We start from the raw sequence: 23,198 nt of genomic DNA, 5'->3' as shown, positions 1-23,198 counted from the left end.
TTCTGTGTGCTCGGTTGTCCTCACGGACCCACCAGACCCGCGTGGGCTCCCTTTCGGGCCCGGCCACCATGGGCCGGTATCCGCCGGGTTATGCGCAGCGGCTGAGGTGCCGGGTGCTGCGGTTTCCCCTGGGCTTTCGCCCCAGCGGCGTTCGCTTCTCGGGTCTTCCTGTTCCCGCAAGGGAGTTCTGCCGTGGTTGCCCGTGGCTTACCGAAACGCATCCGCTTCGGACCCTTACGGGGTTTCGCTGTTCCGCTCCTTCCAGAAACGACCTGCGAGGACGTCCCCTATACCCCGGACCCGGTGGTGATCACGCCGCCCGATAGACGACTCGGACGGCCACGTGGGCTTCTCAACCCGGTGGGCCATTAACCGCCGATTGCTTGCCATGACGCGGTCTGACTATGACGAGGCTTCATCAGGGATTCACTTGTGTTCGTCCGTCAGGTCTTCTCCCCGCCCCGTGGCTCCGCCATGGCTCGGCAGTGCCCTTCGGGCTTTCCGGGAGGCTTCTCCCCACGCCGTTACCAGCGCAGTTCGCTCCCTGGGAGACCGGCTCAGTGATCACTTAGCCGGAGCGACAGTCCACCTCCTTCTTGTCGCCACTGGGCAGAGCGGCTTTTCAGCTCGCACCGTCCTCGTAGTCCCAGTCGTCGACCTCGTCGTCGTCCGGGCCGTACTCGTCCTGGTCGACCGCGGCACGGTCGTCGCCTTGCCAGAACGTGCGGTCCTCGGCGAGGTCGCCGTCGTCCAGGTCGGTGCCGCCGGCGGTGGTGATGACCTCGTCGGCACCGGCCAGGGCCGCCGAGGGCGGCAGCAGGGTGTCGGGGTTGCACGCAGAGGCGAGCACGGCGGTGGCCTGCCCGGCGTCCAGCGGGGTGACCACGATCCCGGCGGGCGAGAGCAGTTCGATCGCCTCGCTGAGGCGGCGCACCAGCCGTGACTCCGCCGCCCGTCGCGCGCCAGCGCTCGCCTGTGTGGTCTCGGCATTCGCGCGGCGTTTACCGCGGGTCAGCGAGGACAGCACCGCCAGCGGGCCGGGTCCGCCGAGCCCGTCGGTCGGCCCGGCGGCGCCCATTGGCTCGCGCAGGATCAGCAACACCTGACGGCGCAGCAGGTCGGTCTGCTCGCCGAGCTGCACCAGGTAGTCGGCGTGCTCGATGGCGGCGGCCTCCAACGCCGGGTGTGGCAACCCGCCCGCACGCGCCCGCAGCTCGGCGATCTGGCCGGACAGGTCGAGCCGTTCGGTGCGTACCAGCACCTGCACGGGCGCGGTCAGGCTGTGCAGGTAGCGGCCGAAGCTGGCGACCAGGGACTCCTGCTCGGACGGTGTCCGCAGCGCGAAGTTCACCGTGGAAGCGACCGCGACGACGGCCAGGCCGTCGGTGCCCAGGTCGACCACGCCGGTGTCGGTGACCGCCTCGGCGGGCAGCCGCAACGCCGACGGCGAGATCTGCTCGGGCACCGCCGCCTTGCTCTTGGCCTTGGCCGACTTGCCCTTGCCGGCGCCCGCGGTCCGGCTCGCGCTCGTGGCGGCGGTCTGGCTGGTGAGCCATTCCGGCGCGGGGCGAACGCCTTCGGGTGCGGCGACGCGGTGGCGCGGTCCCATGCGTTGCCGGATCGCGGCGACCAGCAGTCGGTCCATCGAGATCCCGTCGCGCTGGCCGAGCGCGATGACGGCCGCGCTCACCCCGATCGGGATGGCCAGCGCGAGGAACACCGGGAGCGGCACGACCGCGCGAGTGGTGGTCCAACCGGCGTAGAGCACCAGGCCGGTCACCGCGAGGATCGCCAGTTGGCGGGCGGTCAACGGGCCGATCACTTTGTCGGCCATGTCGACGTCGGCGGGTATGCGAACAGGCGAAGTCACGACTTACCTCCGGGCTTGGGTGGTGGCGGCGAGGGGCGCCGCGGTGGTTTAGGCAGGTCCAGCGGGAGCCGGAGCTGCTGCCCGGCGGGCGAGGCCGGTCGTGCGGGTGGCGTTGCCGGTGGCGGGGTCGGCGGGCGCGGTGTGCGGCGCACGCCGTCCAGCGGGAGCGGGTACTGCCCGGAGCGGGTTGCCCGGTTGCCCTTGTACGGGTCGAAGGGCAGCTCCATCTGAGTGCCGCGCGATCGAGCCGGGGGTGCGGCCGGGGGCGGCGGGCTCGGCGGGCGCGGTGTGCGGCGCACGCCGTCCAGTGGCAGCGGGTACTGCCCGGAGCGCGTCGGCCGGTTGCCCTTGTACGGGTCGAACGGCAGCTCCATCTGCTGCCCGCCCCGACGCCGACCGCCCGGCTGGTTGGGTGGTGCCGGAGGCGGCGTCGGCTTGACGCGCTCGGCGTCCAGCGGCAACCGGTACTGGCCGTCGCGCCCGAGGACTGGCTTGTTCTCCGGCCAGTCGTCCCCGAGTGGCAGAGCCAGCTGGCGGCCCTGCCCGGCTTTCGGTTTCGGCGCGGGAGCGGGCTTGGGTTTGGCGGCCGGTCGGCTGCGGCGAACACCGGCCAGCGGCAGCACGTACTGGCCGTCAGCGGTGGTGCGGGCGTGGGCGTAGGGGTCCGTCGGTGCGCGACCGCCGCCGCCCCCGTTGCCTCCGCGACCACCACCACCGCCGCCGGACGGGCGAGGCTTGCGGCCACCGCCGCCTCGGCCACCGAGCAGGCCGAAGGTCTTGTAGGCGATGAAGCCGCGCACGATCGAGCCGAGGATCGAACGACCGCCGCTGCCTTTGACCGAGGACAGCACCCAGAACGGGATCTTGAACAGGATGTACATCAACGCGAGCGCGACGAGCAGGTTGACCAACCCGCTGACGGTCGGGCCAAACAGGGTGAATCCGCCGGGCGCGAGGAACACCTTCATAGCGGTGATCAACGTCAGTGACTGCACGACCTGGATGGCCAGGCAGCCACCGAACGCCTTCCACCACCAGCGCGCGATGCCCTCGGTCTGCGGGAGCGCGTGGAACATCAGCGCGATCGGCGCCCCGGCGATCAGGATCACCGTCAACGCGACCCGGACGACGTAGGTGACCAGCAGGACGATCAGCATCCCGGCGAGGAAGATGCCGATGAAGATGATGAAGATCCCGCCGTTGAGCGACCCGAGGACGAGGTTCTTCAACGTCTCGCCGGCCGAGCTGGCGTCCAGGCCGCCACCCATGACCGCTTGGGCCAGTCCGTTGGCAATCTGGATGCCCTTGGTCGCCACCCACAGCGACAGGGCTCCGGCGAGGAACCCGACCACGATCCGGGGCGCGATCTCCTTGATGGAGTGCCGGGTCTGCAGTGTCTGGTAGCTCATTGCCAGGATCCCGGCGATGAGGATCAACATCCCGTAGCAGGCGAGCAGGATCTGCCAGGAGTTGGTCCACAGCTCTCCGATCCGCGGCAGCGAGTCGGGCGTCGGAGTGGTCAGCAGTGTCTTGGACAACAAGTCCAAGAGCGGGTTGAGCGCGGCGGTGACGATGCCCCGGAAGAACGCGTTGATCGCGTTGGTGATGCAGCCGCCGATGTCGGTGATCCCGCAGTCGGCCTCGCCGTCATCGCCGTTGCCGGGCTGGCCGGTGCCGGGGTTGGTGGGTGGCGCCGAGGTCGGCGGTTGCGGGATGCAGCCCTCCCCCGTGCAGGGTGGAGGAGCCGGAGTGGTGGACGGGTGCGTGCACTCGTACTGCAGCGAACCGGGGAAGCACGTCACCGAGGTGGGCGGTCCGGTCGGGATCGGCAGCGGAATGCCCGTCGGCGGTGGCGTGGTCGTGGGCGCGGGTAGGTGGCAGACCGGCAACGGCGAGTCCGGTGTGCACGGATCAACGGTCGGCAACGGCAGTGGTGGAGGCGGCGCGGGCTGTGCCGCGGCCGGACCGCCGGGCGTTGCGGCGGCGCTGACGGCGAGTGTGCCGCCGAGCAGAACGACCAGGCTCAGCGCCAGCATTACGAGCGCTCGGCTTCGCGTCATGCGCAGCCGCCGCACCCATCGACCAGTGCGCCGGCCACTGGTGCGCCAGGTGGTGCTCGCGGGCGGGGGCGCGAGCAGTTCCCGGCTGGCGCCGGTGGCCTCCGCGCGAGCCGGTGCGAGCTCGTCGGAGCGCAGGCTGTGGACGGTCGGAGCGGCCGATGTCCGACGACGGGCGGGCCTGGTCGTGGACATGGCTCAGGCCCCCACGATGCCCTGGAGCACGGTGACGACCAGGGGTGCGAGCGCGGCCAGGCCGTAGCCGATCGCGGCGGCTTTGAAGCACTCCTTGGCCTTCTCCTGCTCGCCGGGATCGCCGCCGCCCATCACACGGCGGACCCCGCCGATGGACAAAAAGACGGTCGCGAGCCCCGCCAAAATGCCCATCACCCAGTTGCGGATGTTGGTCAGAACCTGATCAACAGATCCGGCCAGGGCGACCACCACGGTGTCCGCGTGCGCGGTCGAGACAGGCACGAACAGCGCGACGACGGCCACGCCGGTGAGCAGCGCGAGGTTCCGCCGAAGCGTGGTCCGACGGCAGCCGGCCGACAGGGAAGACATCCGAGGTGTGGTGGACGTGGGAGTGGTCGGCCGTGAGGTGCAGCAGGTAGCCCGGCGGGCTCGGCGAGCCGCTCCGAGCGAGAGAATGACGGGTCCACGGCGAGGCCGACGGTCGCTGCTACGACGGTCTGGCCGGCGGTGGACGGGCGAATGGGTCAGGCGCATCGCGGCACCTCCGGAGTCGTGCTCGACAGCTGCCGGGGCGTTCCGGTCGAGCGGTCGAGCGAGGTGGTGTGCGCGGGAGCGGCTGGGGTCCTCCCGCAGCCCTCGACTCCGGATTCGGGGGCCTTTTTCCAGGCGTGTGACCGAACCGTGACCAACGACTTTCCGCCGATCCTGGTCACCGTGCGTGACTTTCGGGTCGGTCGGCGCGAGGCACGGCTGGCGTCACTCGCGGCGGCGGTGATGGCCGTCGCGTTCACCGCGCGGATCTCCACGTCGCGCTCGCGGCGGTCGGCGGGGTCGTCGTGCGGGGCCTGGTCGGTGAGCCAGGCGAGCAGGCGTGCTTCGGCCTGGCTGCGGACCCAGTGCAGGGCGGTGACCTTGACGCCGCGGTCGGCCGCGGCGGCGGTGAGCGTGTAGTCCTCGAGGCGGGTGGAGCCGATCAGTTCGGCCTCGTCGCCGGTGATCGCCCCATCGGCGACGGCGCGAGCGAGGACGAAGTCCGGGTGCCCCCACGGCGGGGTCGGCTCGCTGGAGTGGAAGTCCTCATCGGTGGGCATCGGGCGGTCGAGCGCGTCGCGGATGAACAGGTGTCCCGCGCGCAATCCGGCGCAGCGCAGCCGCCACATGACCCACGGCTTGGCGAGATCGATGCTCGCCAGCTCGGACAGGAAGCCGGTCAGGATCGCGGCGTGGATGTCGCGGTGGTCGTCGGCGTACGGCGCGGACAACTCGGCGGCAATAGAGAACAGCGCGGGCAGCGCGACCCCGACGCACGCCACGGTCCAGGTGCCGCCCTCGTCGCGAGAACGGGTGACCAGGTGGACCCAGATCGGGTCCACGGTGGACATCGGAAGATTGGCGTCGAGCAGCAGGTCCCGCAGCTCGTCCAGGGGCACCCGCCGACGGGGCAGGCCGGGGAAAAGCCAGCCCTCGATCGAGACCGGGCTCGGCCCGGTGACCAACCACTCGAACGCCGTCCGCGCGGAATCCAGCGGAAGCGAGTCACGCTCAAAAGACGTACGGCGGAATATGCGATTCGGGGCCATGTCGGCTCCTTTGCGTGGTCCGAGAAACAGTGACCAGGCAAGGAAGCCAAATCAGGTCCACCAAAACGCCACGAAACCGCCACCAAATGGCCTCCAAAGCGCCACCGATGATCTTGACTGGCCACCTTCGGCCGCCACCAAGATCATCTAAGCCCTGGATACGCACTCGTCTCGAAGGTCGGACAAGATCATTTGATGATCGCCGGTAATAGACCCCGAACTGCGGTAACTCTGGTTTGGTGGCGTTTTGGTGGCGTTTTGGTAATAGCCCACGGGGTGAGGATCGGGCCGTGGTGCGGCCCGGACTGCTCTCGCGCCTTGAGATCGCCGGAAAATTGTGGTCCCGCTCGGCGGATAGCTCGACACAAGCCCTACGCGGGCACACGCGCGCGAGCCTCATGCACATTCTTTGACCCCGAATGGCAGCAAAACATTGCCGATAAAGATTCGGTAACAGCCCTGGAAAAGCGGGTCGTTTTTCGGAGTTGGGGGGTGTCACAGGGCGCCACGTATCGCGGCGCGCAACCCCAAAGGTTCTGCGAGGATTCCATGACCCAGTCCGACCACTCCGCGAGCCGCGGACCGAAGCGGCGCGGTGACAGCGCCCGCCCGGCGAGCACCCGCTCCGATCCCCGCCGCGGCGGGGATCGCCGCCCCTATCCGACCGCGTCGACCACCACCAGGGTCAGTCCCGCCAAGCCCGGTTCCGCGAGCACCCGCTCCCGGTCGCGGGGGTCCACGGCGACGCCCACCCCGGCGACGGTCTGGACGGCTGGCCCGGCGCCGATCGACCTCGACACGGCCTGGCCGGAACCGATCGTCAGCAAGATCGTCAGCTCGTTCAGCGAGCCCGGCGGACGGGTCGCATTCCTGCCCTGGCCGACCTCCGACGGCCGTGCGCCGCTCGCACCGGTCGGCGCGGACGGGGTGATCGACCACGCCCCGGCAACCGAGCCCGACCACGCGCTGGCCGACGCGCTCGCCGCCGTCGAGGAGCTCAACCGGACCGGCCGCGTGGAGCGCGTCGCGGCGGACCCGACCGCCACCGGTCCGGGTGCGCGACCGTTTTGGGCCGACCTTGTCGGCGACTCCGATCGCTCGGCAGTGACGTTCTTCTCGCCGGCGCGGTCGGACCTCGGCGACGGGGTCTTCGACGGTGCCGAGGACGCGCCGGCCGACACCGACCTGATCATCACGAGCCTGCGCCCCGAGCACGGCGGCGACCAGTCCAGCGACCTCGTGGCGTTGGTCGCGGCCCGGCTGCTGCGGGTCGGCGGGATCCTCGTCGTGCTCACCCACTGTGACTGGCCCGCTGGTGAGCTGATCGACCCGACCGGCGCGGTCGTGGCCTCAGCGCAGAACGCCGACCTGCTCTACCTCCAGCACATCGTCGCCCTGCACGCCCCGGTGCGCCACGGCCGGTTCGCCGCCGAATCCCTCACCGAGCCCAGCGGCCCGGCGGCCGAGAACGAGGCGCGCGCTCGACACCGCGCGGCCGTGCGCGGGCTGCCCGCACCGCATCGGCGCATCCACTCCGACGTCCTCGTCTTCGCTCAGCCGCACGACTACGAGCCGCCTCGTCTGAGCCCGGCGGACGCGGCGCTCGAGAGCGGAGTCATCCGATGAACCACGGCCAGATGTCGAATCCTGCCCAGCCCGAAGACCACCGCCAGGAAGGCACGACCGTGGCCGACGACCGCTTCCCGCGCGCCCTGTCCGATACCGGCCCCAGCCCGGCCCCGGCCCGTGCGGAGAGCCCGGTGGACGGGCCGACTCAGCTCGTCCCGCGCGCGCTCATCGACGGCCTCGACGGCACCACAGGTACGCCGTCCGAGCGGGTCGCCGCCAACTCGGTGGGAGACGTTGCGGTGTCGGTGTGGACGACCGCGCAGACCTCACCGGCGGCCCAGCGCAAGGGCCGCTACACGCCCGAGTCGACCGCGCATCCGGCGAAGATGCTCCCGGCCGTGGCCGCGCACGCGATCGCCCACTACACCGAGCCGGGCGACCTGGTTCTCGACCCGATGTGCGGCATCGGCACCACCCTCGTCGAGGCACTGCACGCTGGGCGCCGCGCGGTCGGCATCGAGTACGAGCCGCACTGGGTCGATGTCGCCCGCGCCAACCTCGCGCTCGCCCACGACGCTGGGGTGCAGCACGAGGGCCGGGTGTTCCACGGTGACGCCCGCCAGATCGCGTCGCTGCTACCGCCGGAGTACGTCGGGCAGGCCGCGCTCGTGGTCACCTCGCCGCCGTACGGGCCGTCCACGCACGGGCAGGTGTCGGTCGCGCCGGGCGCGGGGGTGCAGAAGTACCACCACCTCTACGGCAACACCCTCGACCGCGGCAACCTCGCCAACATCGGGCACCACCGGTTGCTGGCCGGGTTCACCCGCATCCTCGCCGGACTCACCACCTATCTGCGGCCGGGCGGGCACATCGCCATCACCATCCGGCCCTGGCGCGAACACGCCGAGCTGATCGACCTGCCCTCGCAGATCCTGGCGTGCGGTCTGCACGCCGGTCTGATCCCGGTCGAGCGCTGCGTTGCGCTGCTGGCGCGGGCCGCCGAGCACGACCTCGTTGCGCGTGGCAGCTTCTTCCAGCGCGACTTCATCCGCAAACAGCGCGAAGCCGGGCTGCCGCTGCACCTCATCAGCCACGAGGATGTGCTGATTTTCCGCACGGCCCTGCGCCGCTCGGCGGGTTCAGGAATCTCGACGGACCGTCAGGATTCGCGACAGTTCCTCACCAGCCGAGCACGACACACCGAGAACCTGAGGGGCGAGTCGGGTGTGTCAGAGAGCTGGGCGGCATGACCACCCGGCCACACCGCACCCGAGCTCGGTCGGGGCGCGACTCCGCCCCCGCCCCCGCCCCCGTCGCCGTCACCACGACGGCGGCGGGGGCGGTGCGGGCGGCCACCTCTCAGACGTGGCGGGAAACCGACGTTCCGGGACCGGTTGTCGGGTCGGTCTGCACCGGCTACGGCGGACTGGACCTCGGGGTGCTCGCCGCCCTCGGCGGAGGCCGCCTCGCCTGGTGCGCCGACCCCGACCCGCACATCTCCGCGATCCTCGCCGCCCGGTTGCCGGGCATCCCCAACCTCGGCGACGTCCGCGCCATCGACTGGACAAACGTCGAACCGGTCGACGTGCTCACGGCCGGGTTCCCGTGTCAGGACATCTCCGCCGCCGGGCGGCGCGTGGGTATCGAGAAGGGCCACCGCAGTGGACTGTGGACAGACATCGTGGCGGGCGTTCGCGTACTACGACCCGCGCTGCTCGTCGTGGAGAACGTCGCCGCGCTTCGCTGGCGCAACGGAGGTCTCCACCGTGTACTCGGCGACTTGGCCGAAGCGGGGTATGACGCGCTCTGGCGTAGCGTCCGCGCCGCCGACATCGGCGCGGCACACCGCAGAGAACGGGTGTTCCTGCTCGCCTGGCCCCGCCCCGTTGCCTCCCCGGATGCTGCCGACCCCGCAGGCCCGCGACGGCGACAACCGAGGTCCGGCGGACCCGGTGCGGCGTCGAGCTGGTGGGCATCAAGTGAATCTGCACGACGCGGTGGACGCGGTGATGAAGCTGCTGCCTACGCCGACCGCCTCGGATGCGAAGAACTGCACTCACAGGACGCAGGGTGGTGGTCCGTCGCTGCCCGACGAGGCGCGGCTGCTGCCGACGCCGAGGGCGTCGGACACCGGCACGGCGGGTCGCCGGGCGGGTGCGGGTTTCCGGCCGCCGTTGTCGCAGCAGGTGCTTCCGCTGGTCGACCCCGAGGCGTTCCTGCCGACGCCTCGGGCGACCGACGGGACGAAGGGCTGCCCGGCGCAGCGGGGGTCGAAGGGCGACCTGATGCTTCCGTCGGCGATCATGCGGCTGCTCGCACCGGACGCCGACGGCGGCATCTCGTAGCCGTCGCCGACCCGGATCTCGCCTCGCCAGCATCGGTGCATCCCGAGGTGGACTGGGGCGACTACGCGCCGGCCGTGCGGCGCTGGGAACAGGTGCTCGGGCGACCCGCACCGTTCCCCACGCAACCGGGCGTCCATGGGCGCCCCGTGCTGGCCCCGGCCTTCGTCGAATGGCTCCAAGGGCTCGAGCCGGGCTGGGTAACGGGACTCCCGCTGCCGCGCACCGCGCAACTTCGTGCGTTGGGCAACGGCGTCGTTCCGCAGCAGGCCACGTATGCCGTCGGGTTGCTGCTCGCCGACCTCGCCGCGCTCCTCGGCGCCGGTTCCACCGAGCCCTCCGGATATGCGGAGGAGGCGAACGCGGCATGACCAATCCAGCCTCCGTTCACGACGCCGGTCCGGTCTTGCGATGCCTCTCGCTCGGCGCCGGAGTCCAGAGCAGCGCCGTCCTGCTGCTGGCCTGCGAGGGCGTGATCCCGCGCTTCGATGTCGCGCTGTTTGCTGACACCGGCTGGGAACCACGCGCGGTGTACGCGAACCTCGCCCGGCTCCGTGCGCACGCGGCGAAGTTCGGCATTCCGGTGCGCACGGTGTCGGCGGGCAACATCCGCGACGACGCGCTCGACCCGGCCCACCGGTTCGTGTCGATGCCACTGCATGTCCTCAACCCCGACGGCAGCCGTGGCTTGGCGCGTAGGCAATGTACTAGCGAGTACAAAATTTCGCCGCTGAAGAAGACGGCACGCGAACTGCTCGGCTACCCGCATCCACGACGGGTGCCGCGCGGGGTGTACGTCGAGCAGGCCATCGGCATCAGCACCGACGAGTTCACCCGCGCGAAGGACTCGGGCGTGCGCTACCTGCGCAACGTCTTCCCGCTGATCGACCTCGGCTGGGACCGCACGCGGTGCGCCGACTATCTCGCCGAGCGCGGGTTCGGCGAGACGGTGAAAAGCGCCTGCGTCGGGTGCCCATTCCACGGCAACGCGGGCTGGCGCTGGCTGCGCGACAACGACCCCGACGGCTGGGCCGAGGCGGTCGAGTTCGACAAAGCCATCCGCGACGGCTACCCGCACGCCACGACTCAAGGTCAGCAATTGCGCGGGCAGTACTTCTTGCACCGGTCTTGTCGACCACTCGGCGAAGTCGACCTCGACCCGCCCGCTCTCGGAAAGCGGCACCTGCGGCTGGTCTCCACCAAGGCGGTGGAGGAGGACGATCCCGACGGCTGCTCGCCGTGGTCGTGCCGGTCCGGCGCACCGGTCACTGTGGAGCGTGCGGCATGACCGGGCTGCCGCGCTCGCCCGCGACGGCGGGGCACGGGCTCGTCTGGGCGGGTCTGGCGGTGTCGGCCGCCTACGTCGGCTCGGTGGTGATGGCGAACTGGGCCTCCACGCACTGGTCGGCTCTGCTCGTCATCTCGCTGATCGTGCCCGCCGGCACGCTGTGGGCCGGGGTGACGCTGACGCTGCGAGACCTGCTGCACGAGACCCTGGGCACGTCGGGCGTTCTCGCCGCGATCGTGGTGGGGGCGTGGCTGTCCTGGTCGTTGGCCTCACCGCAGATCGCCGTCGCGAGCGTTGTCGCGTTCGCCGTGTCCGAGTGCGTCGACTCGGTCATCTACGGCCGGATTCGGGGCCGGTCGCGGCTGGGCGCGGTCGTCGGCTCGAACGTCGTCGGGCTGGTGAGCGACAGCGTGCTGTTCGTGCCGCTGGCGTTCGGGTCCTTCGCCGCAGTGCCCGGTCAGATCCTCGGCAAGGCGGTCGCGACCGCGCTCACCGTTGCGGTGTTGCTGCTCGCGAATACCGCTCGGCGGGCGGTGTCACGATGAGGTTCTTCCTTGGGACCCATCAGCCGTCCTGGCTCGCCCGCGATCTCGGTGTCCCACTGTTGGTCTCCCACCGCAGGCTGGCCGATCGGCGCAGCCTTCCGCGCGCGAGCGCGCCGTGGGCGTGCGACTCCGGAGGCTTCACGGAGTTGTCGATGCACGGCAGGTGGCGCATCGACGAACGCGGCTACGTCGCGGCGCTTCGCCGCTACGCCACCGAGATCAGCAACCTCGCGTGGGCCGCGCCAATGGACCACATGACGGAGGCTCATGTCTTGGCACGCACCGGTGCGACGGTGCGCGTCCATCAGCACCGCACGGTCGCGAACTACCTGCGGCTGCGTGATCTCGCCCCCGAGTTGCCGATCATCCCCGTACTGCAAGGCCAGTCCATTGCGGACTACAACCGGTGCGCGGACTTCTACGAACGACACGGCGTCGATCTCGCCGCACTGCCGCTGGTCGGGGTGGGCAGTGTGTGCCGACGCCAGCACACCGCTGAAGTCGAGCAGATCATGCGGTCGCTGTCGGCTCGCGGGTACCGCTTGCACGCTTTCGGAGCGAAGGTGCTCGGGCTGGGGCGCTATGCCGACGCGATCTCCAGCAGTGACTCGGCGGCCTGGAGTTTCCGGGGCAGGTATGTGCCCGGCTGCACGCCCAGCCACCGCAGCGAATCCAACTGCCTGCGCTTCGCGCTGGCTTGGCACACCAGGCTTCTGACCTCCTTGCGCGCCGAAGAACCCGGCCATCAGTCCGACCGCGGGCCGACTTCCGCGCGCGGCAAGGGACCGCGAGCAGGCGGCCAGAGAACCGGACGCACCCGCCCTGGCTCGCCGCGTCCGCGCCAGGCCGGAGGCCGGACGGCCGCTCGCACGCAGAACTCGCGCGCCTCATAGCCCTTCACGGAATTGGAGAACCGCCATGCCTTCGAACACCACCGCGCAGGATGAGTCCGGCGACCGCATTCCGCGTTGGGCTGCGACCGCCGGCCGCCAGACTTTCGGGCAGCGCCTCACAGCGATGGGCGCCCGGCTGTTCGGGTCGGCGACGGAGCCGGACACCGGTGAGGTCACGCCGTCGTGGCGCGTGCGGCAGCACGTCCTGCGCGACTACCACGCCGCGAACCTTGTTGCGGCCCGCACCGTGTCCGAGGAATTGGTTCGCGCCGGTTTCAACACCGGAGACGTGCCTTATGGCTATCGCGCTCGGCGGGTCCGGGTCACTCCGGCGGGCCGACGAGCGCGCTGGCGCACTCGGCTGCAGATCGAACCGGTCGAAGCGTCCACGGTGCGGATGATTTTCGTGTGGAGGGGCGAGGATCGCTTGTCCACCACGGAGATCCGTCGCCGACTCGCCGCGTCCCGCTACCCCGCGCCGTTGGACCCCGAGACAGGCGAGCCAGGCGTGTGGACGGTGGCGATTGTGCGGGCGATCCTGCGTAACCCGAAGTACCTCGGCCGCCAGGTCTGGGGGCGCACCCACCACGGAAAGCCGACTCCGCAAGCTGACTGGGTCTGGTCGGAGGTGTGGGTGCACCCGCCGCTGGTGACCGCCGAGGAGTTCGCCGCCGCCGACCGGCGCTGGTGGGGTGTCCCCGCCTCGGCCGGGGCCAACGACTTCTCCGCGAATGCGCTGCCGCCCGACCAACGGCGGGCCGCGTGATGGCCACGAACCACTACCCGGACGGGTTGACGATCGAAGCCATCACCGCACTGCAGCGGGAAGTCGACGATGAACTCCGGCGGGAGGGCTACCCCGTTCCGCCAGTCCAGCAGGCGTTCGTGGCGGTCCGGCCAGCCCCGGCCCACAGGCTCCGGGCTGACCACTCGTCACCACGAGCCGAGGGCTCGCCTACGCGGTCGCTGCCGACCGGAGATGGCCCCGTCCGGAGCCCCCACCAGCGGACAACGAGTGCGCCCGGCCGACGACGTGGCCTCCCGTTCCGGGTCGGGTGACCTATGACTCCGCAGAGAAAGAGAAGGCAGAGAAAACGCCATCCCGCCAATTCTGGGGGCGTTGCGATCCGAGGCATTCGTCACGATCCGCCTGACATTCGCAAGCTCGCAAAAGTCATCGTGAGTCTCGCAACAACAGCAAGGCAAGACGAAGACGCGCCCGAAAACGACTCGTTCGGTACGCAAGAATCAAACGTTGCATCGGAAGAGCAGCAAATCGACCATTCGGAAGCGGCGTAAAGAATCACGGCACATCGAGGTAATATTTGAATTGAAAAAGGAGACGCCGACTTTCGAGCGGCAGCCATTTTGTGGCGATCTCCATTCCGAAATAGACGAGAAGAGCGTGGGATGACGGGCGCGAACGCAGAACCTTCCGGAAACTGGTGCAAAGGTGTTTTCTCCGCAACGCTATCGGCGGCCTCGACCGCAGCGGAGCCGAAGCTTCGGGTCGTCACCTACCGGCGTATGGCATCAGACGCCCCGGCCACGGCTGCCTCCCTGGACGCGCAGCGCGCGGCGTGCCAACGCCTTATCGAAGAGCTCGGCCTGCACCTCGTTGACGTGTTCATCGAGCCCGAGCACTCGGCGACCGAGACGAGCGCGCGATGACCAGTGCATACGACGATCTCGTCGACGAACTGCTCGGGGATGACGCTCTCCCTGCCGTCCTATCGACGGTCGCCGAAGCGGTGGAGCCGGGAAGCCGGGCAGTGATCTATCTGCGGGTGTCATCGGCTGGCCAGGTCAAGAACGACTACGACCCCGAAGGTATCTCGATACCCGCCCAGCGCGTCAAATGCCAGCGCAAAGCCGAGCAACTCGGCTTGACGATCATTGATGAATACGTCGAGCCTGGTCGCACAGCGACCGAGATGTCGAAGCGAGTCGAGTTCCAGCGGATGCTCACGCGAGTTCGCAACGCGGGCGACGTCGACTACATCATCGTCTACAAGCTGTCCCGGATGGCGCGGAACCGGCTCGACGACGCCATCGTCATGGCCGATCTCCGTAAGCGCGGGGTCACCCTCGTGTCGGCCACCGAGTCCATCGACGACTCGCCGGTCGGTCAGCTCATGCACGGCATCCTGGCCACCTTCAACGAGTATCAGTCGCGGGAGTCCGGCGCGGACATCGCGTACAAGATGAAGCAGAAAGCCAAGAATGGCGGCACGATCGGCCGCGCGCCGCTGGGCTACCTCAACGTCCGAGACCGGTTCGACGGCCGCGAAATCCGCACCATCGCCGTCGACCCCGAACGCGCGCCCTTTGTCCAGCTTGCTTTCGAGCTCTACGTCACCGGTGACTACTCGTTGGAAGACCTGTCCGACGAGCTCTACGATCGCGGCCTGCGCACCCGGCCCACCGGTCGCCATCCCGCCAAGCAAGTCTCGATCAACAAGCTCTCCATGATGCTGCGAGACCGCTACTACCTCGGATACGTAGAGGTCGATGGCGAGGAGGTCCAAGGCCGGCACGAGCCACTCATCGACGAGGACCTGTTCGATCGCGTCCAGGATCTCCTCGAATCCCGCTCCACGGCAGGAGAACGCCGCCGCGAGCACCCCCACTACCTCAAGGGCTCGTTGTTCTGCGGACGCTGCAAACGAGCGGGCATCACCCAGCGGCTGATCGTCCAGCACACCGTCAACTCCCGAGGCAGCGAATACACCTACTTCTTCTGCCGCAACAAGCAGAACGGCAGCTGTGAAGCACCGCACATCAACGTCGCCCTTATCGAAGACGCCGTGGAAAACCACTACGCCACGATCCGCTTCAGCGCCAAGTTCGTCGCCACCGTCCGCGCCGAAGTCGCCCGCACCATCGACGAGCAAGAAGCGTCCGAGCGACTGCTCCACAAACAACTCACCACCGAGTTGCAGGCGCTGGACACCCGCGAAGAGAACCTCATCGAACTGGCGGCCGACTCCACCATCGGGCAGGACAAGATCAAGACCAAGCTCCGCGAGATCGCCCGCCAGCGACGACGCCTCGGCGAACGCCTCACCACCACGACCGAGAACCTCTCCGACAGCGCCCGGCTCATCGAAGCCGCGCTCACCTTGCTGGAGAACCCCCAAGAGCTCTACCGCCGCTGCGACGAACAGCAACGCCGCATGCTCAACCAAGCGATCTTCCACAGCATCTACGTCGATGACGACCAGATCGCCGACCACAGCCTCCGAGAGCCCTTCGCACATCTGCACGCCGTCCAGAGCGACTGGCAGACCACCGACGTGACCGTGCCGGAGCCACGAACCGACACCCGACCCCGAAATGCCAAAAGGGCCGCCTCCCAAAAGGGAGGCGGCCCCGTGGCTACCAAGGGTCTTCAGGTCCTACTACGTGGCGTTGTTTCGGTGCCGTGTTCTAGTAAGACCCCTAGGGTGGAGCTGAGGGGAATCGAACCCCTGACCTTCTCGATGCGAACGAGACGCGCTACCAACTGCGCTACAGCCCCGCGGCCCGCCCTCGCGGGCTGACCTGGAGGACACTAACAGACCCCTATTCGCCCGCTGCACGCCGGTGCGGGGTCAGCTCCCCGAGCACGTCCGGCTCCTCCTCGGCGTCCACGTCGACCAGCGACGTGCCGTCCGGGACCGGCGGCGGCGGGGCCGCGGCCAGCCGCGGGAGCGACGACTCGTGCTCGGTGCAGGCCGGGCCGTCGACGGTGCGCCGGCGGGCCGGGAGGACCCCGAGCGGCTGCCCGGTCCCGCGCACCCGGGTGGGTTCGCCGTCGTCGGCGGTCCAGTCGGTGTCGTCCTCGGCGGTCTCGGACTGCTGGCCGGTGGTGGCCTCGTCCCGGTGCTCGTCGGCTCGGTACTCGTCGTCCCGGTGCCCGTCGTCGGTGGCGGGACGGTGCGGATCATCGGCGGTGGCCGGCCGGGGTGCGGCGAGCCGGGCCGCCCGGCGGGCCCGGATGGCCTCCTCGATCCGGACCTGGCGGCGCAGGTAGGTCAGGTAGCCGACCAGGCCGGCCCCGAGCACGCCGGCGCCCCACCAGAACACGGTGGACACCAGCAGCGCGGTCGCGCCGGCGGCGACCAGCAGCACGAGCAGGGCGAGCACGACGCGCTGACGGAACGCGTACTTGGCGTGTGCGGCCGCCGCGGCGGCCTCGGGATCGAACCCGCCGCGGCCGGGCCGGTACCGGGACAGGGGCCGATTGTGGTCCGCGTCGTCCGGATACCCGGTTCCGTCCGGTTCGAGTATCTCGTCGTGATCGGTGTCGGCATCGTCGCCGTCGAACCGGTCCTCGACGCGATCGGTGTCATCCGGGTCACCAGGGTCACCCGGGTCACCGTCGTGACCGACGGCGGCCGGCTCTGCGGTCCGGGGGTCGCGCTCCCGGTCCGCGGCACGGCCGCCGTGCACGCCGGTCTCCGCGGCGTCGTCGGTGACGTCGCCCGGATCTCCGTACGGGGCGTCGTACGGGTCGTGCCCGGCGCGATCGTCGTACCCGGTCCCGAGGTGGTCGTCCTCCAGGCCGTGCACGCGACCGTCGTCGTCGATCTCCGCGTCGAGTCCCTCGTCGTAGTCGTCGTAGTTCTCGTGACCGCCGTCACGGCCGTCGGCGGGCGGGCCGGGAACGTCGTCCCGGCTCTGCACCAGCTCGCCCACGGTGCTCGGACCGGATCGCTCCATCACCAGTACCTCCGGGTATCGATGCCGCATCGGGCGTTCCAGCACCCGACCGGACAGCAGCGCCGGACTGAGCCGGGCCACCTCCTGCTGACGACGGGCGACGGTCGGCACCAGGATGAGCAGCCACAGCACGACCAGACCCACGAAGATCAGAGAGCTGGGCACGGGCTGCCTCCTCCCCGACCGGCGCAGTCCACCCGATGGCCGGGCCCCGATCCCGTCCACCGACGATCACCGTAATCGGCGAACGGTCCCGGCCCCGGCCGCGACGCGCCGTGGTCCCCCGGACGGACGGCACGACGCGAGGGACGAGCGGTACTCCAGTGACTCCGGAGGGTGACCGATCAGGCGCGGGACGCCCGGCCGTCCCGGATCAGTTTCGCCGCGAAACCACCGACCGGGCGCTCCTCGGCGGTCAGGGCGTAGGCGTAGTGGTCCCGCCAGCCGCCGTCGACGTCGAGATAGCGCAGCAGCAGCCCCTCGCGCCGGAAGCCGAGCTTGCACAGCACCGCGATGCTGGCCGCGTTCTCCGGCCGGACGGTCGCCTCCACCCGGTGCAGCCGGACCGGCCCGAAGCAGTGGTCGAGCACCATCGCCACCGCCGCCGTCGTGATCCCCCGGCGGGCGAACCGGGAGTCGCACCAGTAACCGACGTAGGCCGAGAGCAGCGGCTCGCGCACGATGTTGCCGACCATCACGTGCCCGGCCAGCGCGCCGTCGACGACGATCGCGAACGGCAGCGACAGGCCCCGGCGGGCCGCCGCGCGCAGCAGGTACCAGCGCCCCGGCCACTCGACGGCCGAGTTCCGGCGCGCCCAGCCGCCGTGCGTGGTGGGCTCCCAGGGGCGCAGGTACGCCTCGTCGCGCAGCCGGATCCGGGCCCACTCGCCGCCGTCGCGCAACCGCACTGGGCGCAGCCGGACCTCGTGGTCGCGCACCCGCAGCGGGCCGAGCCGGGCGGGCCAGCCGGGGTGGCTGCCGGGAGGCTCCGGCACCGCCGTGGGTGGCACCGGCTCAGCCGCGGCCGCGGGGCACGAGCTCGACCTGCTCCCCCACCGTCAGCTCGGTGACGTCCTCCGGGACGACGGCCAGCGCGTTGACCTCGGCGAGCACGGCGAGCAGGTGGTTGCCCGATCCGCCGAGCGGCTGGGCGAGCAGCTCCCCGCCGGCGTCGTCGCGCAGCAGCCTGGCCGGGACGTAGGACCGTCGCCCGGCCGGCGAGACCAGCGGCGAGGTCAGCCGCGCCGTCCAGGTGCGGCGGCGCGCCTCCTGGCCCAGCGCGAGCCGGACCAGCGGCCGGACGAACACCTCGAACAGCACCAGCGCGGTCGCCGGGTGCGGCGGGAACAGGAACACCGGCACCGCGTCCGGACCGAGCCGCCCGTACCCCTGTGCGGATCCCGGGTGCACCGCGATCCGGGTGTCGTCGATCCCGCCGAGATCGGCGAGCGCGCTGCGCGCCTCGGCGGCGGCGTTGCCACCACCGGCACCGCACACCACGATGATCTCGCTCGCGGGCAGCAGGTCCTCGACCGCGCCGCGGATCTCGGCGCCGCTGCCGCCGACCATCCGGGCCCGGTTCGTCTCCGCGCCGGCCTCTCGGGCCGCCGCGGTGAGCGCGTGCGAGCAGACGTCGGCGACCTGACCGGACGACGCCGACCGGCTCACCTCGACCAGCTCGTCGCCGACCGACACGATCGACACCCGCGGCCGCGGGTGCACCAGCAGCTTGTCCCGCCCGGCGGCGGCCAGCATCGCGACCTGGGCGGAGCCGACGACGTCACCCTCGCGGACGGCGACGTCACCGGACTGCACGTCCTCGCCGACCCGGCGGACGAACCCGGCCGACGGCACCCCGCGGCGCACGGTCAGCCGGGCCGCACCGGCGTCGGTCCAGGCGACCGGTGCGACGGCGTCGGCGAGGGTGGGCAGCGGCGCCCCGGCCGCGACCCGGACGGCCTGGCCGGGCTGCAGCCGCAGCGGCTGCCGGGACCCGGCGGCGATCTCGCCGACCACCGGGACCGTCACCGGGCTCGCCTCGGTCGCTCCGGCCACGTCGACGCTGCGCACCGCGTAGCCGTCGATCGCCGCCTGGTCGAACACCGGGAGCGGACGCCCGGTGACGACCTCCTCGGCGCTGCGCAGTCCCTGCGCGTCGGCGATCGCGACCCGCACCGGGGCGGGCCGCACGGCCACGTCCAGGATCCGGGTGAGGTGCTCCTCGACCGTGCGCACTCGGCTCAGTCCTTCAGTCGGTCGGTCAGCCAGCCGCGCAGGCTCTCGCCGTACTCCGGGTGCGCCAGCATGAAGTCGACGTAGGCACGCGCGTACCCGGCCGGGTTGCCCAGGTCGTGCCGCCCGCCGCGGTGCACGACCACGTGCACCGGATGCCCCTCCGAGATCAGCAGGGCGACGGCGTCGGTCAGCTGCAGCTCGCCGCCCGCGCCGGGGGTGATCCGGTCGAGCGCGTCGAACACGGCGCGGTCCAGCAGGTAGCGGCCGGCCGCGGCGAAGGTGGAGGGTGCCTCGTCGGCCGAGGGCTTCTCGACCATGCCGTGCACCCGCTTGACGTCGTCGTCGGCGGTCTCGGAGACCTCGAACACGCCGTACGCGGAGATCTCCGAGCGCGGCACGTCGACCGCGCACAGCACGCTGCCGCCGTGCTCGGCCCGGACCGCCGCCATCGTGGCCAGTACCCCGGTGGGCAGGACCAGGTCGTCGGGCAGCAGCACGGCGACGGCCTGCTCGTCGTCGGCCAGCACCGGGCCGGCCTGGGCGACGGCGTGCCCGAGCCCCTTCGGTTCGTGCTGGTACACCGACTCGACCTCGAGCAGCCCGGGAGCGCGGCGGACCCGTTCGGCCAGCTCGCTCTTGCCGCGCCCCTCCAGGGTCTTGACCAGCTCGTCGTCCTCGCGGAAGTACGCGGCGACCGAGTCCTTGCCCGGTGAGGTGACGATCAGCAACCGCTCGGCCCCCGCCTGCGCCGCCTCGGCGGCGACGAGCTCGATGCCCGGGGTGTCGACGACGGGGAGCAGCTCCTTCGGCACCGCCTTCGTGGTCGGCAGGAACCGCGTTCCGAGGCCGGCCGCGGGGACCACGGCGGTGCGGAACGCCCCGGCCGTACTGGTGGTCTGCGCGCTCATGGTCGGCGAGCCTAGCCACAGCCCTACCCTGGGGCCGTGACGGCTCGCGCGGAGACAACCGACGGATCGTCCCCTGATCAGGGCGGGCGACCCGGTGACGGCAAGCGGACGCTGCGACGCGGACTGCTGGCCGCACGCACCGGGCGGCCACCCGGGGAGCGGGCCGCGGCGACCGCGGCGCTGAGCCGGCATGTGATCTCGCTCGCATCGGACACGCCCGGGCCGGTGCACTGCTATCTGCCGATCGGCGGCGAGCCCGGCGCCGCGGCCGGCGCGGTGCCGGCACTGCCGGACGTGCTGCTCGACGCCGGGCACGACGTCGTCGTACCGGTCGTGCCCGCCGAGCCCGGTCCGCTGGACTGGGCCCGCTACACCGGTCCGGACGGGCTGGTCGACGGCCTGTTCGGGACCCGGCAGCCGGCCGGGCCGCGGCTCGGCACGGCCGCGGTGGCCACCGCAGGGCTGGTCCTGGTCCCGGCGCTGGCCGTCGACCGGAGCGGGCGGCGGCTCGGTCGCGGCGGCGGCTACTACGACCGCACGCTGCCGCTGGTGGCCGCCGGCGCGGTGGTCGCGGTGCTGCTGCACGACGGCGAGCTGCTCGACGCGGTCCCGGCCGAGCCGCACGACGTCACCGTCGGGCTCGTCGTGCTCCCCGGCGACGGAGTGGTGCACGTCTCGTCCGGCCGCTGATCCTCGCCGGACGGACCGGTCGGAGTCCCGGCGGGCGCGGAGTATGCTGGCACTCGCAGTCCCGGAGTGCCAAACCGTCGTCCCGGAGGAAGTCGTGCCGACCTACCAGTACGCATGCACAGCGTGTGACCACCGCTTCGAGGCGGTCCAGGCGTTCTCCGACGACGCCCTCACCGAGTGCCCGAACTGCGCCGGCAAGCTGCGCAAGGTCTTCTCCTCGGTCGGCATCGTGTTCAAGGGCAGCGGCTTCTACCGGACCGACTCGCGCTCGGGCTCGGTGACCGGCAACGGTTCGTCGGACTCGTCGTCCGACTCCTCCTCGTCGGCCGCGTCGTCCGGCTCGTCGGAGAAGTCGTCGTCGTCCTCGGACTCGTCGTCCTCGGACTCGTCGTCCTCGTCGTCGTCCTCCTCGTCGTCGTCGTCGAAGTCGGAGAGCTCCTCCTCATCCTCCTCCGCGAAGGCCGCCGCCACCTCCTGATCCGGGGAGTTGTCCACAGGCGGTTCCGGTTGTCCACAGGACCGGAATCCGCCCGCCGACCACCCACCACCCGCCCTACCGTCGATCCGTGACCGGAACCGGAGGGCGGACGGATGGACGACGATCGGCGGTCCCGCGGGCCCTGGGACAGGGTGCTGCCGGGGATCGCGCACGGCCCCCGTCCTGGGCGCGGGCGCTGCTGCTGCGCCGGGCACTGGCGATGCTGCTGGCGCTCGCCGCGCTCGTCGTGGCGCTGCTCCCCGACCCGGCCGACGAGCGGGTCCCCGTCCTGGTCGCCGCACGTGATCTCGCGGCGGGCGGCCCGATCGGGCCGGCCGACGTCGCGGTGGCCGGGTGGCCGCCTGCGCTGGCCCCGGGCGGGGTGCTGCGGGCCGTCGCCGAGGCGGACGGTCGGATCGCGGCCGGCCCGGTCCGGGCCGGCGAGCCGATCACCGACCTGCGCCTGATCGGTCCCGGCCTGGCCGCGCGGACCGGCGGCCCGGGCGCCTCCGCGGTACCGGTGCGCCCGGCCGATCCGGCGGTCGCCGGGCTCCTCACGCCGGGCTCCCGGGTCGACGTGATCGCCGGCGGCCCGGAGGGGCCCCGGGTGCTGGCGGCCCGGGCCGGCGTCGTCGCGGTGCTGCCGGACACCCCGTCCGGGCCGGGCGCCGCAGCCGGGCCGGCCGGGCCCGGGCCGCTGGTACTGGTCGCGCTGCCCGAGGCCGAGGCCACCGCGGTCGCCGCGGCGACCCTGGCCGGGGAGGTCACGGTGACCCTGCGATGAGCGGCGCCGGGACGGGCAGCCGGCGATGCGACGACCTGCCCGGCCGGTGCGGTCACCCGCTGCGGGTCCGGTACCGGGGCCGGGCGCGCTGGCCGGGGGCGCTGGCCGGGCGCGGTGGCCGGTCGTGCGGTCGGCGCCGGGGCAGTGCCGGGTCAGTGCCGGGTCAGTGCCGGGTCAGTGCCGGGTCAGTGCCGGGTCAGTGCCGGGTCAGTACGGGCGGGACACCAGCCCGGTGCCGTGCGCGCCCGCGTAGGCGGCCCGGGGCGGTGGCTCCCATCCCCGCAGCAGTTCCTCGTCGACCGCGTAGACGGCCACCCCGATCGGCCGGCACACCTCGATCGGGTCCCGGGCCCCCGGCCCCCACATCGGGATCGACAGGTCCCCGCCGGGGCAGGTCGACAGCGCGGCGAGCAGGTCCACCTCGGCGAACAGCTCGATGTGGTCGCCGACCCGGGCCGGGCAGGCCTTCATGAAGTACTCGTCGCGCTCGTTCAGCCCGGTGCACTGGAACACGTTGAGCACGTCGTGCACGTCGAACTCGGTCAGCCCGTACGGGGCGACCGCGCGCACCAGGTTCGAGTGGCAGTGGAAGTCGAAGTCGGCGCCGGTCAGCATCCGGTTCACGTACGGATCGCAGCGGGAGCCGAGCGTGTCGTGCACCCGCCCGCCGTCGTCGTCGACGCCGTAGGACTCCAGCGTGTCGGCGACGATCGTCGCCAGCGGCCGCAGGTAGGGCAACGTCGACCACAGCCGGTCGAACCGGGTGACGTGCGCGGCGTGCAGCTGGCGGGTGCGGGCCGCCCAGAACCGTTCCCGCGGGTTGTCGCGGTGCCACAGGTTGAGATCGCCGACCTGCGGCCCGTCCACGGTGTAGAGCCGCATCACGTGCCCCGCCGGGACGGTCCAGGCCCGGCCGGAGCGGATCGGGATCTCGAACTCCTCGACGAGGGTGCGCCGAGCGGTGTCGGTCCCGAGCGCGCCGTAGCGGTCGCGGTCGACGTGCAGCGGCGAGCCCGGCCCGCCCTGGTAGGCCGCGTCCGTCGGTCCCGTCGTGCTCATC

General features: G+C 71.4%; 21 protein-coding genes, 1 tRNA gene and 3 pseudogenes. 14 read left to right on the top strand and 11 right to left on the bottom strand.

Annotated features, from left to right (window positions below; genetic code table 11):
* Positions 1 to 622: 622 nt before the first annotated feature.
* The 4 genes from ACVJO7_RS31530 to ACVJO7_RS31515 all read right to left on the bottom strand — a co-directional run bounded on the left by ACVJO7_RS31530 (position 623) and on the right by ACVJO7_RS31515 (position 5,552).
* Positions 623 to 1,834 carry a PrgI family protein gene (locus ACVJO7_RS31530; protein WP_491675971.1) on the bottom strand — a complete coding sequence of 404 codons (1,212 nt, stop codon included), beginning with the start codon at positions 1,832 to 1,834 and terminating at the stop codon, positions 623 to 625.
* Between the two features lie 32 nt (positions 1,835 to 1,866).
* Positions 1,867 to 3,672, bottom strand: coding sequence for a TrbL/VirB6 family protein (locus tag ACVJO7_RS31525; RefSeq protein ID WP_491675970.1), 1,806 nt, complete (start codon positions 3,670 to 3,672; stop codon positions 1,867 to 1,869).
* A 453-nt stretch (positions 3,673 to 4,125) separates the two neighbouring features.
* Positions 4,126 to 4,491 carry a pilin gene (locus ACVJO7_RS31520; RefSeq protein WP_113643322.1) on the bottom strand — a complete coding sequence of 122 codons (366 nt, stop codon included), beginning with the start codon at positions 4,489 to 4,491 and terminating at the stop codon, positions 4,126 to 4,128.
* Positions 4,492 to 4,646: 155 nt separating this feature from the next.
* Positions 4,647 to 5,552, bottom strand: coding sequence for a hypothetical protein (locus ACVJO7_RS31515; protein ID WP_491675969.1), 906 nt, complete (start codon positions 5,550 to 5,552; stop codon positions 4,647 to 4,649).
* Positions 5,553 to 6,194: 642 nt separating this feature from the next.
* Here ACVJO7_RS31515 and ACVJO7_RS31510 point away from each other — a divergent pair.
* The 11 genes and pseudogenes from ACVJO7_RS31510 to ACVJO7_RS31460 form a co-directional block, all read left to right on the top strand.
* Positions 6,195 to 7,328: a hypothetical protein gene (locus tag ACVJO7_RS31510; RefSeq protein WP_491675968.1), complete on the top strand. Its 1,134-nt coding sequence runs from the start codon at positions 6,195 to 6,197 to the stop codon at positions 7,326 to 7,328.
* Positions 7,325 to 8,521: a TRM11 family SAM-dependent methyltransferase gene (locus ACVJO7_RS31505; protein WP_113643325.1), complete on the top strand. Its 1,197-nt coding sequence runs from the start codon at positions 7,325 to 7,327 to the stop codon at positions 8,519 to 8,521. The genes ACVJO7_RS31510 and ACVJO7_RS31505 overlap by 4 nt, the downstream gene beginning before the upstream one ends.
* Positions 8,518 to 9,084: pseudogene (locus tag ACVJO7_RS31500) on the top strand (DNA cytosine methyltransferase); the annotation flags it as partial. The gene ACVJO7_RS31505 and the pseudogene ACVJO7_RS31500, both read left to right, overlap by 4 nt.
* A gap of 85 nt (positions 9,085 to 9,169) precedes the next feature.
* Positions 9,170 to 9,616 (top strand): hypothetical protein, encoded by a 447-nt coding sequence (locus ACVJO7_RS31495; RefSeq protein ID WP_491675973.1) that lies wholly within the window; start codon positions 9,170 to 9,172, stop codon positions 9,614 to 9,616.
* Between the two features lie 35 nt (positions 9,617 to 9,651).
* Entirely contained in the window at positions 9,652 to 9,984 is a 333-nt protein-coding gene (locus ACVJO7_RS31490) for a hypothetical protein (RefSeq protein ID WP_233520253.1), read from the top strand.
* Entirely contained in the window at positions 9,981 to 10,901 is a 921-nt protein-coding gene (locus tag ACVJO7_RS31485; protein WP_113643327.1) for a hypothetical protein, read from the top strand. The genes ACVJO7_RS31490 and ACVJO7_RS31485 overlap by 4 nt, the downstream gene beginning before the upstream one ends.
* Positions 10,898 to 11,446, top strand: a complete 549-nt coding sequence (locus ACVJO7_RS31480) for a VUT family protein (RefSeq protein WP_113643328.1) — start codon at positions 10,898 to 10,900, stop codon at positions 11,444 to 11,446. The genes ACVJO7_RS31485 and ACVJO7_RS31480 overlap by 4 nt, the downstream gene beginning before the upstream one ends.
* On the top strand, positions 11,443 to 12,339 hold the full coding sequence (locus ACVJO7_RS31475) for a deazapurine DNA modification protein DpdA family protein (protein ID WP_113643329.1): 897 nt from the start codon (positions 11,443 to 11,445) through the stop codon (positions 12,337 to 12,339). Before ACVJO7_RS31480 ends, ACVJO7_RS31475 begins: the two co-directional genes overlap by 4 nt.
* 25 nt (positions 12,340 to 12,364) lie before the next feature.
* On the top strand, positions 12,365 to 13,105 hold the full coding sequence (locus ACVJO7_RS31470; RefSeq protein ID WP_113643330.1) for a recombinase family protein: 741 nt from the start codon (positions 12,365 to 12,367) through the stop codon (positions 13,103 to 13,105).
* 644 nt (positions 13,106 to 13,749) lie between these two features.
* On the top strand, positions 13,750 to 14,010 hold the full coding sequence (locus ACVJO7_RS31465) for a recombinase family protein (RefSeq protein ID WP_147263895.1): 261 nt from the start codon (positions 13,750 to 13,752) through the stop codon (positions 14,008 to 14,010).
* Positions 14,007 to 15,101, top strand: a pseudogene (locus ACVJO7_RS31460) (recombinase family protein); the annotation flags it as partial. The gene ACVJO7_RS31465 and the pseudogene ACVJO7_RS31460, both read left to right, overlap by 4 nt.
* Positions 15,102 to 15,786: 685 nt before the next feature.
* Here the strand turns inward: ACVJO7_RS31460 and ACVJO7_RS31455 are convergent.
* The 5 genes from ACVJO7_RS31455 to ACVJO7_RS31435 all read right to left on the bottom strand — a co-directional run bounded on the left by ACVJO7_RS31455 (position 15,787) and on the right by ACVJO7_RS31435 (position 20,186).
* Positions 15,787 to 15,859 (bottom strand) — tRNA-Ala (locus ACVJO7_RS31455).
* Positions 15,860 to 15,903: 44 nt separating this feature from the next.
* Complete coding sequence (gene sepX, locus ACVJO7_RS31450; RefSeq protein WP_491675967.1) at positions 15,904 to 17,208, bottom strand: divisome protein SepX/GlpR; 1,305 nt, start codon at positions 17,206 to 17,208, stop codon at positions 15,904 to 15,906.
* 179 nt (positions 17,209 to 17,387) lie between these two features.
* On the bottom strand, positions 17,388 to 18,038 hold the full coding sequence (locus ACVJO7_RS31445; RefSeq protein WP_491675966.1) for a GNAT family N-acetyltransferase: 651 nt from the start codon (positions 18,036 to 18,038) through the stop codon (positions 17,388 to 17,390).
* A 19-nt stretch (positions 18,039 to 18,057) separates the two neighbouring features.
* On the bottom strand, positions 18,058 to 19,278 hold the full coding sequence (glp, locus tag ACVJO7_RS31440; protein ID WP_344026806.1) for a molybdotransferase-like divisome protein Glp: 1,221 nt from the start codon (positions 19,276 to 19,278) through the stop codon (positions 18,058 to 18,060).
* Between the two features lie 5 nt (positions 19,279 to 19,283).
* Positions 19,284 to 20,186, bottom strand: coding sequence for a UTP--glucose-1-phosphate uridylyltransferase (locus ACVJO7_RS31435; protein WP_344026808.1), 903 nt, complete (start codon positions 20,184 to 20,186; stop codon positions 19,284 to 19,286).
* Positions 20,187 to 20,222: 36 nt separating this feature from the next.
* Between ACVJO7_RS31435 and ACVJO7_RS31430 the strand changes: the two genes are divergently transcribed.
* Together ACVJO7_RS31430 and ACVJO7_RS31425 are read left to right on the top strand one after the other, a co-directional pair.
* Positions 20,223 to 20,876 carry a 5-formyltetrahydrofolate cyclo-ligase gene (locus tag ACVJO7_RS31430; RefSeq protein WP_491675965.1) on the top strand — a complete coding sequence of 218 codons (654 nt, stop codon included), beginning with the start codon at positions 20,223 to 20,225 and terminating at the stop codon, positions 20,874 to 20,876.
* 43 nt (positions 20,877 to 20,919) lie between these two features.
* Positions 20,920 to 21,111 (top strand): annotated as a pseudogene (locus tag ACVJO7_RS31425) (FmdB family zinc ribbon protein); the annotation flags it as partial.
* A 14-nt stretch (positions 21,112 to 21,125) separates the two neighbouring features.
* On the opposite strand, the gene ACVJO7_RS31420 reads toward ACVJO7_RS31425, so the two are convergent.
* Complete coding sequence (locus ACVJO7_RS31420) at positions 21,126 to 21,371, bottom strand: hypothetical protein (RefSeq protein ID WP_491675972.1); 246 nt, start codon at positions 21,369 to 21,371, stop codon at positions 21,126 to 21,128.
* 71 nt (positions 21,372 to 21,442) lie between these two features.
* On the opposite strand from ACVJO7_RS31420, the gene cpaB reads away from it, so the two are divergent.
* The gene (gene cpaB, locus ACVJO7_RS31415) at positions 21,443 to 22,138 is read left to right on the top strand and encodes a Flp pilus assembly protein CpaB (protein ID WP_491675964.1); all 696 of its coding nucleotides are present in this window, start codon (positions 21,443 to 21,445) and stop codon (positions 22,136 to 22,138) included.
* Between the two features lie 207 nt (positions 22,139 to 22,345).
* Here the strand turns inward: cpaB and ACVJO7_RS31410 are convergent, their stop codons facing one another.
* Positions 22,346 to 23,197, bottom strand: a complete 852-nt coding sequence (locus tag ACVJO7_RS31410; RefSeq protein WP_491675963.1) for an urea carboxylase-associated family protein — start codon at positions 23,195 to 23,197, stop codon at positions 22,346 to 22,348.
* Between the last annotated feature and the right edge of the window lies 1 nt (position 23,198).

It is taken from the genome of Pseudonocardia sp. DxW, from assembly GCF_058448985.1.
The sequence above is the reverse complement of the archived record's forward strand: the minus strand, read 5'-3'. Positions and strand labels throughout refer to the sequence as shown.

Bases quoted from the DNA above. Each gene is read 5' to 3' on its own strand.
- ACVJO7_RS31530 (WP_491675971.1), bottom strand. From the start codon at position 1,834: ATGGCCGACAAAGTGATCGGCCCGTTGACCGCCCGCCAACTGGCGATC.
- ACVJO7_RS31485 (WP_113643327.1), top strand. From the start codon at position 9,981: ATGACCAATCCAGCCTCCGTTCACGACGCCGGTCCGGTCTTGCGATGC.
- ACVJO7_RS31470 (WP_113643330.1), top strand. From the start codon at position 12,365: ATGCCTTCGAACACCACCGCGCAGGATGAGTCCGGCGACCGCATTCCG.
- ACVJO7_RS31465 (WP_147263895.1), top strand. From the start codon at position 13,750: ATGACGGGCGCGAACGCAGAACCTTCCGGAAACTGGTGCAAAGGTGTT.
- ACVJO7_RS31435 (WP_344026808.1), bottom strand. From the start codon at position 20,186: ATGAGCGCGCAGACCACCAGTACGGCCGGGGCGTTCCGCACCGCCGTG.
- ACVJO7_RS31475 (WP_113643329.1), top strand. From the start codon at position 11,443: ATGAGGTTCTTCCTTGGGACCCATCAGCCGTCCTGGCTCGCCCGCGAT.
- ACVJO7_RS31520 (WP_113643322.1), bottom strand. From the start codon at position 4,491: ATGTCTTCCCTGTCGGCCGGCTGCCGTCGGACCACGCTTCGGCGGAAC.
- ACVJO7_RS31410 (WP_491675963.1), bottom strand. From the start codon at position 23,197: ATGAGCACGACGGGACCGACGGACGCGGCCTACCAGGGCGGGCCGGGC.
- ACVJO7_RS31495 (WP_491675973.1), top strand. From the start codon at position 9,170: ATGCTGCCGACCCCGCAGGCCCGCGACGGCGACAACCGAGGTCCGGCG.
- ACVJO7_RS31505 (WP_113643325.1), top strand. From the start codon at position 7,325: ATGAACCACGGCCAGATGTCGAATCCTGCCCAGCCCGAAGACCACCGC.
- ACVJO7_RS31480 (WP_113643328.1), top strand. From the start codon at position 10,898: ATGACCGGGCTGCCGCGCTCGCCCGCGACGGCGGGGCACGGGCTCGTC.